The sequence below is a fragment of the Tsukamurella pseudospumae genome, assembly GCF_001575195.1.
GTDB lineage: Bacteria > Actinomycetota > Actinomycetes > Mycobacteriales > Mycobacteriaceae > Tsukamurella > Tsukamurella pseudospumae.
In genome coordinates this window covers 351928-365724 of the sequence record NZ_LSRF01000033.1, presented here as the reverse complement: position 1 = coordinate 365724, position 13797 = coordinate 351928, and the positions used below count along the sequence as shown (strand labels likewise).

Genomic DNA, 13797 nt, shown 5'->3' with positions numbered 1-13797 from the left:
ATTCTGCGCGGTCAGTCGTGCATCGGTTGTCCGGAGCCGTCATCCGGTCGCACAGTGATCTCGTTCACACCCGATCTCGCAGACCCACAGGAGCGACATGAAGCAGCTGCTCACCAGGTTCGAAGCCAAGGCGCCCGAGGTGGTCTTCGAATGGCACGACCCCGAGACCTCGGCCCGCGGCTGGACCGTCATCAATTCCCTGCGCGGCGGGGCCGCGGGTGGCGGTACCCGGATGCGACGGGGCCTGGACCGCCGGGAGGTCGAGTCGCTCGCCAAGACGATGGAGGTCAAGTTCACCGTCGCCGGCCCGGCGATCGGTGGCGCCAAGTCGGGCATCGACTTCGATCCGACCGATCCGCGCAAGGACGAGGTGCTGCGCCGTTGGTTCGCGGCCGTCACGCCGCTGCTCAAGGCGTACTACGGCACGGGTGGCGACCTCAACGTGGACGAGAAGCTCGAGGTCGTCCCGATCACCGAGAGCCTCGGCCTGTGGCACCCGCAGGAGGTAGTCGTCAACGGCCACTTCGCTCCCGACGGCCGCGATCACGTGCAGCGGGTGGGGCAGCTGCGGCTCGGCGTCGCGAAGATCGTGGAGGACCCTCGGTTCACGCCGGACCACGGCCGCCGCTACAGCGTGGCCGACCTCATCACGGGGTGGGGTGTCGCGCAATCGGTGCTCCACTTCTACCGCGTGCACGGTGGCTCGCTCGAGGGCAAGCGCGTGATCGTGCAGGGCTGGGGCAATGTCGGTGCGGCGGCGGCCTACTACGCGGGGCAGGCCGGGGCGCGGATCGTCGGGATCCTGGACCGTGACGGCGGCATCGTCCGGCCCGAGGGCATCAGCGCCGACGAGGTGACCGACCTGTACCTGGCCAAGCAGGGCAACCAGCTGGTGGCCGACGACCTGCTGACCTTCGACGAGGCCGCAGAGCGGATCTGGTCGGTCGGCGCCGAGGTCTTCCTGCCCTGTGCCGCATCGCGTCTCGTGACCCGCGAGCAGGTCGACGCGATGATCGGCGCCGGCCTCGAGGTGGTCGCGTGCGGTGCGAACGTGCCCTTCGCCGACCCCGAGATCTTCTACGGTCCCGTCTACGAGCACGCCGATCAGCAGGTTGCCGTGATCCCCGACTTCATCGCCAACTGCGGCATGACCCGCGCGTTCGCGATGCTCATGGAGGGCGAGGTCGAGGTCTCCGACGAGTCGATCTTCGGTGACGTCTCCCGCACCATCGGCACCGCGCTCGAGCGCTGCCACGCCCGGTCCGCGAGCTCGACGCTGGTGGCCGCCACCGCGTTCGAGATCGCTCTGGATCAGCTGGTCTGAGCCGCGCGCCGATCACATCCGCCGGAGGTCCGGCCACAGCTGCGACCAGGGCGCGCGGGCATGACACAGTCGGATGTCGACACCGGTCGACGCGGTGGGCATCCCGATGCGGTGGTGCACCGACCGGAGGGTTCGCGAGGTCTCGCACATGTCGCCCGGCTGCTCCGCGTCGGAGTCGACGACCCAGAGCACGGTCGTCGCGGAATCGTCGGGCTGCCCGAGATAGCCGTACCCGCGGCTCGGGCTGTACACCGGGGGGAGACCCTTTCCGTAGTACTGCAGGGCCGCCGACTGCCAGTAGGAGTTCGTGACGATCGCCTGAGGGCGTTCGGATTCGGGCAGCGCGGTGATCGAATCCTCCACGGCCCGCGTGAGTTCGGGCCAACCGAACTGGCCGTACACGGAGATCTGCATCCCGGCCTCCATGACCGACTTCGGTTCTGCGATCTTCGATTCCGGGGTGAAGGGCAGGCTCACGACCACGAAGACCACGGCGAACGCCGACAGTGGCGCGGCTATCCATCGGAATCGCGGCCATCGGATCCGTTCGAAGGCGACGGCACCCGCGGCGATGATCACGGGCAGCATGCCGCCGGGGTAGTAGGGCCGTCCCGCGGTGAGGATGAAGACGACCACCAGCAGCACGAACGCGGGGGCGAGGAAGCGGAACGGTCGCAGGTCCGGCGAGCGGAACAGCGCGTACAGCCCGTACACCAGCAACGGTGTGCCGAGGATTCCCGCGAGTAGCAGCATGATCGGGACGAACAACAATCGTCCGCCGGTGTACTGGCTCTCCTCCGCGACCTGGCTCGTGAGCTGCAGGTACGGCCAGCCGTGTCGAGCCTGCCAGATCAGCGCCGGGATCATCGTGATCACGGTGAATGCGCCGCCCGCCCACAGCGCGGGGCGCCGGAGGAGCTCGCGCGGCCCCCAGATCAGCGAGGCGGCGATCACGCACACCCAGAACACCGGGATCAGCCACTTGACCTGCATGTCGATGGCCGTCACCACACCCGCTGCGAACAGGAGCCAGTCCTGGCGCGTGCGCACCCAGCGCACCACCAGCCAGGTGACCGCCACCCACAGTGGAGTGTCGATCGCGTTGGTGGCGAGTAGGGAGGACTGCAGCAGTAGGAAGGTCGAGGTCGCGTACGCACCCGCCGAGAGGCCCTGCGCGAGACGTCCGCCGCCGAACTCGCGGGCGAGCAAGGCCGACAACAGGATCCCGACGAGGGTGATGAGAACGGACGGGAGGCGGAACAGTACCAGTGAATCGCCCGGCATGGCGTTGCCGAGGAGTGCCAGCAGGGGCAGGATCGGCCCCTGGTCGGCGTAGCTCACGGAGAGATGCTGTCCGGCTGCGATGAAGTACAGCTCGTCGCCGAACAGGTGGTACTTGCTCGCGCCGAACGTGGCGGCGATCGCGCCGAGTACGACGACGGGCACGATCGCGACCCACGCAACGGGCGGGGGCGACGTGGGGGTGGGGTGGACGGAAGGAGCGGGCGTGGTCTCAGTCATCGGTGTCCTCCGATGGTGCGAGTGATGCGGATCCGTGCGGCGAGGGCTGCACCGCGGCGAGGAAGACGCGGACCATCTGTTCCGCGTGGGCGTCGAGGTCGAGTTCGGGGTCACGGGCGGCGTGGCCGGCCGCGCCGTCGATCGCGTCGCGGATCAGGCGCGCCATGATCATCGCGTCGAAGTCGGTGGAGAACTCGCCGGATTCCTGGCCGCCTCGCAGGATCTCGGCGAGTGGAGCGAGCATCTCCTTCTCGCCGTCACTCGGAGTGAAGGCGGGGGTGCCGTCCGGATTGCGGAGGTTGAGGACCACTTCGACCATGGCGCCCAGGAATCGGCGTTCCGCCTTGATGTATTCGAGGTTGGTGGCGATGTAGGTGCGCAGGATGTCGGTGGCGGTGTGCTGCTCGGCGAGCCGGGGGCCCATGAACTCGGCACCGGCTACGAACAGGTGGATCACCACCTGTCGCATCAGGTCGTCCTTGCCGTCGAAGTGGTACGAGATGACGCCCTTGGAGATCCCGGCCTGTCGGGCGATGCGGGCCAACGTGGCGCGGCCGTACCCCTCGTCGGCGAGGACCTCGGCCGCCGCCGCGATGATCTGCCGGCGCCGCGCCTCCTCGATGAACGACCTCTGGCCGTCCGACTTATTTTCTGGCCCCATGGTCAAAAACTAGCACGTGCGGTCAAGATGGACAACCGAAAAACGGGGCCCTCCGCATGCGGAGAGCCCCGTTTCCCGGGCTGCAATAGTGGTCTGATCAGGCCTCGGTGGTGCGAGTCGGGCGCGAGCCCAGCTCCTCGTCGAGACGCAGGAGGCCCGGGCCGTCACCGTCGATGAGCTTGAGGCGACCGACGATCTCGCTGACGGTGGCCTCCTCCTCGACCTGCTCGTTGACGAACCACTGGATGAGGCTCTTGGAGTCGATGTCCTCGTTCGCGGCGCGGTAGAGGTCGCGGATCGAGTCCGACACGCGACGCTCGTGCTCCAGCGCGACCTCGAACACGTCGAGGACGGTCGTCACGTCCACCTTCGGGGCCGCCGAGGCGCCGATCTTCGGGTGGTTGTCGCGGTCCGAGAGGTGGTCGATCCACTTGTTCGCGTGGACGATCTCCTCGTCGGCCTGGTGGCGCAGCCACGCCGCGATACCGGGCAGGTCACGGATCTCCATCTCGATGGCCAGCTGGCGGTAGACCAGCGAGGCCTCGAACTCGAGCGTGATCTGATCGTTGAACTTCTCTTCGAGTGCATCCGTCAGCTTCATACGGACGACTCTAGAACCGTTCCAGCTGCCGCGCAACGCAGGCAAGGCGACCCTTTGCGCAGGTCAGACCCTATTTCTTAGGTTAGCCCTACCCCTCTTAGCCACGCCTATCGCAAGGTCGAGGACGACGAATGCGAGCAGCGAAACACCGAACACCGGGAGGAACCAGCCCAGGAACGCTATGCCCAGAATCGCCGGAATCGCGTGCGACGGTTCGACCTTCCGGATCGCGCCCCGGGCGGCCGGTGTCGGGAACCCGCCCCGCTTCGGTCGCCGCTGCCACCACATCAGGTAGCCCCGCACGATCACGGTCACCAGCAGCGCCGCGAACACGATCAGCGCGATCTGATTGAGCAGACCGAACTGCCAGCCCATGTGCGTGTTGATGAGCAGCTCCGTCGCCTTCGCCAACAGCGGCCAGGATGCGAACGCGAGCACGGTCACCACCTGCCCCGTCGACGGGTCGATCGTCGCCGAATCGACGCCCATCCGCCACGGCTGCCGGGTCTGCGCGACAGTGATCGCGACGGACGGATCCGTCGGGATCGAGACCTGGACGGCACCGTCGACGCCCCGTTCCGCGGCGGCCGTGACGGCCCGGTCCAGGACCGCGATGTTGCGGGCCCGGGTCTGCGCGGCGACCTCGGGCGACACGGTCGGAACCTCGGCGGGCATCTGGTGGTCGGCGTGCTCGCCGCCGCCGGTGTTCGCGCCGCCCGCGGTGAGTGAGGTGGACAGGGTCGGCTTGACCCAGCCCAGCTCGGCTCGCAGCTGGCCGATGTTCTCACCCGCGTACTTCGACCAGGTCAGGCCAGTCGCGGAGAAGAACAGCAGGCCCACCAGCAGCCATGTGCCGATCGCTGCGTGGCGGCTCATCCGGCCACCCCGGCCCTTCTGAGCGCGCGGGTACGCCAGCATGCGCTTCGGGTTCCCCCGACGGTGCCGCCACCACAGGAACAGGCCGCCCAGGGCGACCACCCAGAGCCACGACGCCGCGAGCTCGCTGTAGAAGCGGCCGACGGCACCGAGGTGCAGATCGACGTGCAACCTGTCGATCCAGAACCGGATCGGCAGGGCCTCGGCCGAGCCGTAGACCGGCAGCGCGCCCTGGACCCGCGCCGACGCGGGGTCGACGTACACCGCGAGCTGGCGCCCCTCGGCCGTGAGAGCGGGATCGTCGAACAGCACGCGGGTCGTGCGGCCCGCGCCGTCCCCCGTGCGGACCCCCGCGACCGGGAGATCCGGACGGGTCGCCTGCGCTGCGGCGACCTGCTCCGACAGCGGCCGTGCCGGACCGTCCGTTGCGGCGACGATCTGGTCCGCGTAGACGAATCGTTCGACGGTGGGCGCCGCGGCGTAGAGCCCTCCGCTGATCGCCGCGATGAGCAGGAACGGGCCGACCAGAAGGCCCGCGTAGAAGTGCAGCCGCAGGATCGCGGCGCGCCACCCCGGCCGCGCCGGCGGGCCGGCGGCTGGGGGTGGCTGGGTCGGCGGCGCGTTCTCGGCCGCCGATTCGGTCACAGACATGAGTCACCTCGAGAGTTGTGCGCGTACGCGCGGGAAGCCCGGGCGGCGGGGCCGATCCGGGCGGAGAAGAGGGAGGTGATGTCAGCGCGGCGGCGCGCGCAGCGCCCCGTGCCGCGCGAGCACGGGGAGCGGGGCGACGCGGAAGGTCCAGATCGGGGCGACGACGGTGCCGGGCCGCTCCCGCCACGTCGTTGCCAGGGGCGCGAGTGTGGCGAGGGCGGTGCGCAGCGCGTGCTCGGCTCCGGCGATCACCGCGCCGGCCACGATCGCTGCGGCGAGGTGGGCAGCGGCCATGGTGGGGCTCAGCGCGAGGTGCCCCATCGTGAGGCCGAGTGCGAGGTGGCCGGCGCCCTGGCCCAGGAGCAGCATCGCCGCTGCGCCGGCGGCGCTGGTCGTGCGCGGCCGGGCCGCGAGCGCCCCGAGCGCCGCGCACGCGAGCGCCAGCACGAGCACTGCGGTCATCGGGACCGACGGTGCCCCAGCCGGCATCGCCGTCGACGTCATGTCGTGCATCGCGTGCGCCCCTGCGGCACCCATGTCGTGGCCCGGCATCGAGGCCATCGGCGGCATCGAGTGCCCGGCGTGTGCGGACGTCATCGGCATCGCGCCGCCCGTGTGGTGTCCCGGCATCGCCGCTCCGGTGCCCCGCATGGCGAGTGCGTGCGCCGTCAGACTCGCGGCGAAGGAGACCACGCCCACCGCGGCGCCACGGATCGTGGCTTCGGGGCGGGCGGGGCGGAGCATGCGCCGAATACTACCCCCTGTAGGGGAGGCGGACGGGGCGGGAAGCGGCAGGTCAGGGCTTGGCGGCGGCGAGGAATGCGCGGATGAGGGCCGGATCCTTGACGCCGGGCGCCGACTCCACGCCGCTGGAGACGTCCACGCCGGACGGCCCGAACGCCGCGATGAGCGCGGCCACGTTGTCGGGGCGTAGTCCGCCGGCGAGCAGCCAGTCGGCGTCCGGGGGAACCGGTAGGTCCGCGGGGTCGAAGGCGGCGCCCGAACCGGGCACCGTCGCATCGATGAGCAGCCGCTCGGGGCCCGCGTGCCCGGAGGCGGTGTACCGGACCGCGGAGATCGCGCGGATGGTCGAGAACCCCGCGGCCGTGGCGCGCACGAAGTGGTCGTCGGGCTCGTCGCCGTGCAACTGGATCGTGTCGACCCCGGCCTCGCGGGCCAGGCGCAGCACCTCGTCGATCGGCTGACCGCGGAACACCCCGACCGTCTCGACGCTCTCGGGCACTCCCGCGACCAGCGGCGCGGCCGCGCCCGCGTCGATCAGCCGGACGCTGCCGGGTGCGAAGACGAAGCCGACCGCGTCAGCGCCCGCCGCCACCGCGGAGGCCACGGTCTCGGCGGTCCGCAGCCCACACACCTTGACGAACATCGGGCCGAGCCTACCGGCCCGGTCAGAAGGGCTGGCCGGGGATTCCGCTCGGCCCGGTGATCCCGGGGGTCGGGGTCGGCGTGGGCAGGGGCATCGTGCACGGCGGGAAGGTGGGGTTGTACGGCGGCGTGCACAGCTGCATGGCGCAGTTCTTGCCGTTGTAGAAGGGCATCTGCCCCGGCGGGCAGGGCTCGAGCGCGTTCGCAGCGCCGACGGCGATCGGCGAGACGAGGCTCATCGAGATGAGGCCGAGCGAGGCGAGGCCGGTGGCCAGCGCGCGGCGGCCGAGCGGGCGACGGTGTGCCATGAAAACCCCTTCACAGTGAATGTTGGTTTCAGTGTATCAACGTGATGTGCGGTTGCACACGCGGTCACGGCAGGTCGCCGCCGGCGCCGCGAAGAAAGGCGCCGCTGACCGCGACGGCGGGGCCCGAGCTCTCGCCGGAGACGACCAGGGTCGCGAAGGCCAGGTCGCCCACGATCCCGGCGAACCAGCCGTGCGCGTGGGTGTTGTCGCCGAACTCCGCGGTCCCCGTCTTGCCTCCCAGGCCCTCGATGTCGCGCAATGCGGTCGCGGTCCCCGCGGTCACTGTTTCCCGCATCGCGGCGCGCAACGCCGCGGCGACGCCGGCGTCGATGGGCAGGGCTTCGGTGTCCGTGCGGGCGGGTTCACCGTCGAACAGTGCGGGCCGGACCGTACTGCGGGCGGCGAGTGAGGCCTCCACGACGGCGAGCCCGAAGGGCGAGGCCGTGACCCGCCCCTGCCCGATGGACTCCTCGACGCGCTCGGCCGACGTGCGCGCGGCGGGTACCGAGCCGGTCACGGTGGTGATGCCGGGGAGGGTGAAGTCCACGCCGAGGCCGAAACGTTTCGCGGTGTCGGTGAGCGCGGTGTCGCCGAGCTTCGTGCCCAGGCCCGCCATCGTGGTGTTGCAGGACTTGGCGAAGGCGGTGTGCAGAGGCACTGTGCCGAGGGTGAATTCGTTCTCGTTGGGGATGGTGCGGTCGCCGAAGGTCGCTCGACCGGGGCAGGCGAGCTGTGCGTCCGGGGTGGTGATCTTCGCGTCCAGCGCCGCGGCGGTGGTGATCGTCTTGAAGGTGGATCCGGGCGCGTACAGGCCGGTCAGTGCGACGGGGCCCTGCGTGTCGGCGGCGGCGTTCTGCGCGACCGCGAGGATGCCGCCGGTGGACGGGCGGATCGCGACGAGCATCGTCGCGCGCTTCTCGCCCGCGACCGCGGCGTTCGCGGCGCGCTGCAATCCCGCGTCCACGGTGGTTCGAACGGGCGGGATCTGTTTCGCTGGAAACGTGTCGACGAGGCGTACCGGGTCGCCGTCGCGGTCGACGACGGTGACCGACGATCCGGCCGCAGCGTCGACGTCCCGCCGCCAGCGCTCCTCCAACCCCGGGATCACCGGGGAGCGGAGCGCGGGCGAGGCGGTCAACAGGCGGCCCTCCTCACGGACCGTCACCCCGTCGATCCCGGTGAGCGGGCCGACCCGCTTCGCGTCGTCGGCCCGCAGTGAGATCACGGCGGTGGGGGAGTCCTTGCCCGCCACAGACTTCCGGAGTCCGGCGGCGGTCACCGACGGGTCGGCGGTGCGGAGCTTCGTGGCGAGCGCGTCCGCCGCGGACACGGCCTTCTCCGGGGCGAGATTCACGACGGTGACCGTCTGCCAGGTCATGAGCGGTGCATTCTTCCGATCCACGACCCTGGTGGTGTACGGCTTCTCGTCGGCGTACCGCAGGCGCGAGCCCGCGGCGACGGCGTCGGGGTGGACCAGAGTCGGTGCCCACGTGACCTTGCCGCCACCGGCTGCGATCTTCGTGGTGTACCGGACGCCGTGTTGGCGCGGTAGTGCCCACGACCAGGTGAGAGTTCGATCCTCACCGTCCTTGCCGACGGTGACGGTGGGCTTCGCGTCGCCCATGCCGTCGAAGGTGGCCTGCAGCCCTTCGGTCGCCGAGGTCGGGTCCGACGTGAGGTTGCCGGCGTGCGCCGCGTCGCGCGCCGACACCGCGGTCGCGAACTTGGTGACCACGTCGTCCTCCGAGCACGCGACGAGCGATCCCGCGAGGGCGGCGATCACCAGGGCGACGCCGGGCAGTGCGCGGGCGGGTCGGGTCGGCGCGTGCCGGCGTGAGGAATGGCGCATGGCGACCAGTGAACCTGCGCGCGGTGATATCGACCAAAGTGCGAAACGCTCCCGGGCGATAGCGGATCGATATCGCTACAGGTCGATGGGCACGCGAAGTGCATCGACCGCGATCGCGGCCACCCGCCCGATGGCCGCGTCGACGAGTGGAAGGCTCGGGTCGCTGCGCGCTGCGTGGGTGAACACCGCGACCGCGACGGGATGCTCACCGGGGTAGCCGACGACCGCCACTTCGTTCCGGAGTGCGCCGAGGGTCCCCGTCTTGCCCGCGATCGAGGGCGCCGAACCGAAGCCCGATGCCACGCGGTGGCGGAAGACCTGACCGCCCAGCGCGGACCGGGCGAACGCGCACTGCTCCGCGGAGGCCGCGGTGTCGGACCACACCGCGGCGAGAAGTGCCGTCATGTCCGTTGCCGTCGTGGCGCTGCCGAACGACGGGTCGTAGGCGCGCACCGGACGCGCGAGGTCGTCGTCCGCAAGGGCCGCGAACGCCTCGGCGACCGTCCGGGTGTCGGTCTCGGCCATCATCGCGGCGTGGATCTCCGCGTCTCCGCCGACGATCCGCGTGTCGTTCAGCCGGAGGTCGCGCGCGGTCATCTGCACGGCATCGAGACCGACGAGCCGCATCACCACGCCCGCGGCCGCGTTGTCCGAGACTGCGACCATGGACCGGAGCAGGTCGCGCACGCTCATCTCCACCGGATCCGACAGCGCCGCAAGGCCGGTGGGGCCGGGCGTCGCGGTCGCCGGATCGACGACGACCCGGGCCCGCGGATCCAGCCGACCCGCGTCGACGGCGCGCGCCGCGGCCACCAGTAACACGACCTTGTAGACCGACGCGGGCACGACCGGTTGCCCGCCGCGCACCGACAGCTCGGCACCGTCGCCGATCACCCGGGCGTGCAACCAACCGTTGCACCCGGCGTCCGCGAAGACCGCCTCGATCCGCTCGCGCGCGTCGCCCGCGGTCACTTCCGGGACCGCCCCGCGCGCCACAACGCGGACTCGAGACGGGCCGTGTCCGGATGATCCCGGTGCCCGAGAACCTTGACCCGCAGGGGGAAGTCGTTCGCGGAGCGGCGCTCGGTACCCGCTGGGGCCCCACCGCCGGCGGGTACGGGGGTGAACGCGAGACCCGCGGCGACGGCTGCCAGTGCCGCTGCCTCCGTTTCGGCGATCAACACCGACGAGGTGATGCCGCGGGCGGTCAGGCGGTCCAGCAGCAGATCCGCCGCGGGCGGGTTCGCCGCGCGGGGTGGCAATGCGACGGCGAGCGCTGAAAGATCGCGCAGCCGCGGCGCACTGAAGCCGTCCGGCACCAGGAAGTCCCGAGGCAGCGCGATCACGGGACCCGACGGTGCCCCGCCCCCCAGTACGGGGTGTTCGACCACTGCGACGTCGAGCAGGTCCTCGCCGACGGCCCGCGCGAGGTGAGGTGACGGGCCCGCCGAGAGGGTCAGTGGTGCACCGTCGTCCGCCTGGGCGAGAGCCGCGGCGCAGACGGCGGAGACCGCGGACCCGAGCGCGTCGCACAGCGCGACGCGCCGCTCGCCGGCCCCGGCCCCGAGTCGCGCCGCCTCCGCGACGAACCGGTCCGCGTCGCGCACCATGACGCGGGCCCGTGGCAGCAGTTCGCGGGCGGCCGGCGTGAGGTCGGCGCCCCGTCGGCTGCGATCGATGAGCGTGACGCCCAGCGCCTCCTCCAGCCGTCGGAGGCCCGCCGAGACCGGCGGCTGGGTGATGCCCAGCCGGTCCGCGGCGCGCCCGAAGTGCTGCTCCTCGGCGACCGCCACGAAGAACCGCAGGTGCCGGATCAGATCCATGAGCCGGAGTCTAGGTCGAGTCGCCGGAGGCTTCGAGCACGTCCGGATGCCCGAGGTGTGCCACGCGCGGTGAATCGGGCACGCCGGACGGCGGGAGGCAGCACAATCGACAGGTGTGAGTGATGCAGAGATCGCGCAGATCCGGGAGGCGCTGATCGCCCGGATGGGCGAGGTGACGGTGGCCGTCGTCGGGTCGATCCGCGCGGACATCCCCTTCTACGGGGCGTCCGACGCGGTCTCCGACGAACTCATCACCGAGTCCGTGCGGGACAACCTGACGTACATGGTGAACGCGCTGACGGCCTCGTCGTTCGACACCGCTCCCGCCGCGGCGACCGGTCGCTCCCGGGCCGAGCTCGGCGTACCCCTCGCCGCCGTGATGCACGCCTACCGCATCGGCGTGCACCGTATGTGGCAGGAGGTGATGGCTGTCGCGGAGGCACAACCGGGCCTCAGTCGGCAGTCCCTCCTCAGCGCGGCGCAGCACATGTGGGAGGCGCAGGACCAGTTCGTCGATGCGATGGCCGGGGCCCATCGAGACCGGACCACCGAGCAGGCCCTCGACGACGCCGCCGAGCGCGCCGCCCTCGCCGAACACCTTCTGCAGGGGCGTATCCCGAGCGATCAGAGCCTGTGGGAGATCGCCACGCTGCTGCGTCTGCCCACGACGGGGCCCTACCTCGCGGTGGCTGCGGCGACAACGGAGGTGGGCAAGCAGCCCCTGCCCGGCATCGTCGACCGGCTCCGAGCGATCGATGTCTACTCCGCGTGGCGGCTGCTGCCCGACCAGCAGATCGGCATCGTGCACGCGCCCACCGTCGCCGTGCGGACCGCCGTGATCGACCTGCTGCGCCGCATCGCGACCGCCCGTGTCGGGGTCAGTGCGCCGTTCAGCGAACTCCGGGACACTCCGCACGGGTTGAACTTCGCGCGGCGGGAACTGGTCGGGCCGGGCACAGGAGTGTCGGTGTTCGACGGTTCCGTCCTCGGCACGGCGGCGATCGCCGCACCCGAGACCACCGTGGACCTGGCCCGCGCGGTGCTGCGCAGGCTCTACGCGCTGCCCGCCGAGGATCGGGATCCGCTGTTCGCGACCTTCCGCGCGTGGGTCGCGCACGACGGCAATGTCAAGGACGCCTCGGCCGGGCTGTTCGTGCACCCGAACACCGTGCGCCACCGCCTGCGCCGGATCGAGCAACTCACGGATCGATCGATCAACGCGCCCCGCGAGGTCGCCGAGCTGTGCCTGGCGTTCGAGGTCGACGCCCGTGTCCGTTTACAGATCGACGCACCGCGTGATGTGACAGCCTGAGGGGGCCGCACGTGACGTGCGCCACATCGATCCGGAGGACTCTCCCATGCCCGATGCCGACGATCTCGCCTTCCTCGACCTGACCGACGTCGCGGAGCTCATCCGCTCCGGGCGGACCACCTCCACCGCGGTGACCGAGGCGCTGCTGGCCCGCATCCAGACCCTCGATCCGGACCTGCACAGCTACGCGCACGTCGGGCGTGAGGCGGCGCTGGACGCCGCGGCCCGGGCCGATGCCGAGCTGGCCTGCGGCCGGTATCGCGGTCCGCTGCACGGTGTTCCGCTCGCGGTGAAGGACCTGTTCTACACGACGGACGCGCCGACCGGCTCCGGCAGTACCGTGCACGCCGGCCACCGCGCGGACCACGACGCCACCGTCGTCGCGCGGCTCCGCACAGCGGGCGCCGTCATCCTGGGCAAGCTGACGATGACGGAGGGTGCCTACACCGCCCACCATCCGGACCTGCCGACACCGGTCAACCCCTGGGACCCCGACACCTGGTCCGGGGCGTCGTCGAGCGGCTCGGGCGTGGCGCCGGTCGCCGGGCTGTGCTTCGGCGCGCTGGGCACGGACACGGGCGGGTCGATCCGCCTACCGTCGAGCGCGAACGGGACGACGGGGCTCAAGCCCACCTGGGGCCGCGTGAGCAGGCACGGCAGCACCGCGCTCGCCGCGAGCATGGACCACGTCGGCCCGATGGCGCGCAGCGCGAAGGACTGCGCCGCGATCCTCGGCGCCATCGCCGGCCAGGACGTGCACGATCCGACGACCTCGATCCTGCCCGTACCGGACTACCTCCACGACATCGAGCTGCGCCGGGTCCCACGGCTCGGCGTCGACCCGCGCCTGAACGAGACCTTCGACGCCCCCACCCGCGCCATGCTCGACGGTGTCGTCGAGACGGTCCGGGACCTGGGCTTCCTGGTGGTGGAGGTCGAGACCCCGGACTTCGCGGCGGCGGCGCAGCACTGGGCTCCCCTGTGCGCCGTCGAGACCGCCTACGAGCATCGCGACACCTTCCCGGGGCGCGAGGCCGAATACGGTCCGGACCTGCGGGATCTGATCACCCTCGGGCAGGGGATCAGCGGCGTGGAGTACCAGGGGATGCTCGAATGGCGGCGGGACTTCATCGGCCGCTGCCGGCGGTTGTTCGCGACGGTGGACCTGCTGCTGCTCCCCGGCACGGGCATCGCCTCGCCGACGCTGGCGCAGATGGCGAACCTGGGCAGCGACGAGGAACTGCTCGCTGGCTTGCTCGTGCCGACCGCACCGCTCGACATCGCCGGGCTGCCCTCGCTGACCCTGCCCGGCGGGTTCACCGACCGCGGAACGCCGCTCGGTTTCCAGTTCTGCGGCGGCGAATTCGCCGAGCAACTGGTGCTCCAGGCGGGCCACGCCTATCAGGGCGTCACCGACTTCCACCTGCGGCGCCCGCCGCTCCCGCGGTAGCTCGCAGGCCGCCCGCGCCGCGGCTCCGGCGCCGT

At 71.2% G+C, this 13797-nt stretch carries 13 protein-coding genes; 3 read left to right on the top strand and 10 right to left on the bottom strand.

The window, feature by feature from the left end:
- Window positions 1–97: 97 nt before the first annotated feature.
- On the top strand, window positions 98–1324 hold the full coding sequence (locus tag AXK60_RS12275) for a Glu/Leu/Phe/Val dehydrogenase dimerization domain-containing protein (RefSeq protein WP_068571385.1): 1227 nt from the start codon (window positions 98–100) through the stop codon (window positions 1322–1324).
- Window positions 1325–1336: 12 nt separating this feature from the next.
- On the opposite strand, the gene AXK60_RS12270 is transcribed toward AXK60_RS12275, so the two are convergent.
- The 10 genes from AXK60_RS12270 to AXK60_RS27810 form a co-directional block, all read right to left on the bottom strand.
- Window positions 1337–2845 carry an ArnT family glycosyltransferase gene (locus AXK60_RS12270; RefSeq protein ID WP_068571384.1) on the bottom strand — a complete coding sequence of 503 codons (1509 nt, stop codon included), beginning with the start codon at window positions 2843–2845 and terminating at the stop codon, window positions 1337–1339.
- Window positions 2838–3506 carry a TetR/AcrR family transcriptional regulator gene (locus AXK60_RS12265; RefSeq protein ID WP_068571383.1) on the bottom strand — a complete coding sequence of 223 codons (669 nt, stop codon included), beginning with the start codon at window positions 3504–3506 and terminating at the stop codon, window positions 2838–2840. Before AXK60_RS12265 ends, AXK60_RS12270 begins: the two co-directional genes overlap by 8 nt.
- 97 nt (window positions 3507–3603) lie before the next feature.
- A complete protein-coding gene (locus AXK60_RS12260; protein ID WP_068571382.1) occupies window positions 3604–4107 on the bottom strand; it encodes a ferritin in 504 nt (167 codons plus the stop codon).
- A 63-nt stretch (window positions 4108–4170) separates the two neighbouring features.
- Window positions 4171–5634, bottom strand: coding sequence for a PepSY-associated TM helix domain-containing protein (locus AXK60_RS12255; protein WP_068571381.1), 1464 nt, complete (start codon window positions 5632–5634; stop codon window positions 4171–4173).
- Between the two features lie 81 nt (window positions 5635–5715).
- Window positions 5716–6378 carry a hypothetical protein gene (locus AXK60_RS12250; RefSeq protein ID WP_139057907.1) on the bottom strand — a complete coding sequence of 221 codons (663 nt, stop codon included), beginning with the start codon at window positions 6376–6378 and terminating at the stop codon, window positions 5716–5718.
- A 52-nt stretch (window positions 6379–6430) separates the two neighbouring features.
- Window positions 6431–7021 (bottom strand): phosphoribosylanthranilate isomerase, encoded by a 591-nt coding sequence (locus tag AXK60_RS12245; protein ID WP_068571379.1) that lies wholly within the window; start codon window positions 7019–7021, stop codon window positions 6431–6433.
- 22 nt (window positions 7022–7043) lie between these two features.
- Window positions 7044–7328, bottom strand: a complete 285-nt coding sequence (locus tag AXK60_RS12240) for a hypothetical protein (protein WP_068571378.1) — start codon at window positions 7326–7328, stop codon at window positions 7044–7046.
- Between the two features lie 64 nt (window positions 7329–7392).
- Entirely contained in the window at window positions 7393–9177 is a 1785-nt protein-coding gene (locus tag AXK60_RS12235; protein ID WP_068571377.1) for a penicillin-binding transpeptidase domain-containing protein, read from the bottom strand.
- A gap of 75 nt (window positions 9178–9252) precedes the next feature.
- A complete protein-coding gene (locus tag AXK60_RS12230) occupies window positions 9253–10149 on the bottom strand; it encodes a serine hydrolase (RefSeq protein WP_068571532.1) in 897 nt (298 codons plus the stop codon).
- Complete coding sequence (locus AXK60_RS27810; protein WP_068571376.1) at window positions 10146–11000, bottom strand: LysR family transcriptional regulator; 855 nt, start codon at window positions 10998–11000, stop codon at window positions 10146–10148. The genes AXK60_RS12230 and AXK60_RS27810 overlap by 4 nt, the downstream gene beginning before the upstream one ends.
- Window positions 11001–11115: 115 nt before the next feature.
- On the opposite strand from AXK60_RS27810, the gene AXK60_RS12220 reads away from it, so the two are divergent.
- Together AXK60_RS12220 and AXK60_RS12215 are read left to right on the top strand one after the other, a co-directional pair.
- The gene (locus AXK60_RS12220) at window positions 11116–12312 is read left to right on the top strand and encodes a PucR family transcriptional regulator (RefSeq protein WP_231855444.1); all 1197 of its coding nucleotides are present in this window, start codon (window positions 11116–11118) and stop codon (window positions 12310–12312) included.
- Between the two features lie 46 nt (window positions 12313–12358).
- The gene (locus AXK60_RS12215) at window positions 12359–13762 is read left to right on the top strand and encodes an amidase (protein ID WP_068571374.1); all 1404 of its coding nucleotides are present in this window, start codon (window positions 12359–12361) and stop codon (window positions 13760–13762) included.
- The last annotated feature ends 35 nt before the right edge of the window (window positions 13763–13797 follow it).

Bases quoted from the DNA above. Each gene is read 5' to 3' on its own strand.
- AXK60_RS12275 (WP_068571385.1), top strand. From the start codon at position 98: ATGAAGCAGCTGCTCACCAGGTTCGAAGCCAAGGCGCCCGAGGTGGTC.
- AXK60_RS12270 (WP_068571384.1), bottom strand. From the start codon at position 2,845: ATGACTGAGACCACGCCCGCTCCTTCCGTCCACCCCACCCCCACGTCG.
- AXK60_RS12265 (WP_068571383.1), bottom strand. From the start codon at position 3,506: ATGGGGCCAGAAAATAAGTCGGACGGCCAGAGGTCGTTCATCGAGGAG.
- AXK60_RS12260 (WP_068571382.1), bottom strand. From the start codon at position 4,107: ATGAAGCTGACGGATGCACTCGAAGAGAAGTTCAACGATCAGATCACG.
- AXK60_RS12255 (WP_068571381.1), bottom strand. From the start codon at position 5,634: ATGTCTGTGACCGAATCGGCGGCCGAGAACGCGCCGCCGACCCAGCCA.
- AXK60_RS12250 (WP_139057907.1), bottom strand. From the start codon at position 6,378: ATGCTCCGCCCCGCCCGCCCCGAAGCCACGATCCGTGGCGCCGCGGTG.
- AXK60_RS12245 (WP_068571379.1), bottom strand. From the start codon at position 7,021: ATGTTCGTCAAGGTGTGTGGGCTGCGGACCGCCGAGACCGTGGCCTCC.
- AXK60_RS12240 (WP_068571378.1), bottom strand. From the start codon at position 7,328: ATGGCACACCGTCGCCCGCTCGGCCGCCGCGCGCTGGCCACCGGCCTC.
- AXK60_RS12235 (WP_068571377.1), bottom strand. From the start codon at position 9,177: ATGCGCCATTCCTCACGCCGGCACGCGCCGACCCGACCCGCCCGCGCA.
- AXK60_RS27810 (WP_068571376.1), bottom strand. From the start codon at position 11,000: ATGGATCTGATCCGGCACCTGCGGTTCTTCGTGGCGGTCGCCGAGGAG.
- AXK60_RS12215 (WP_068571374.1), top strand. From the start codon at position 12,359: ATGCCCGATGCCGACGATCTCGCCTTCCTCGACCTGACCGACGTCGCG.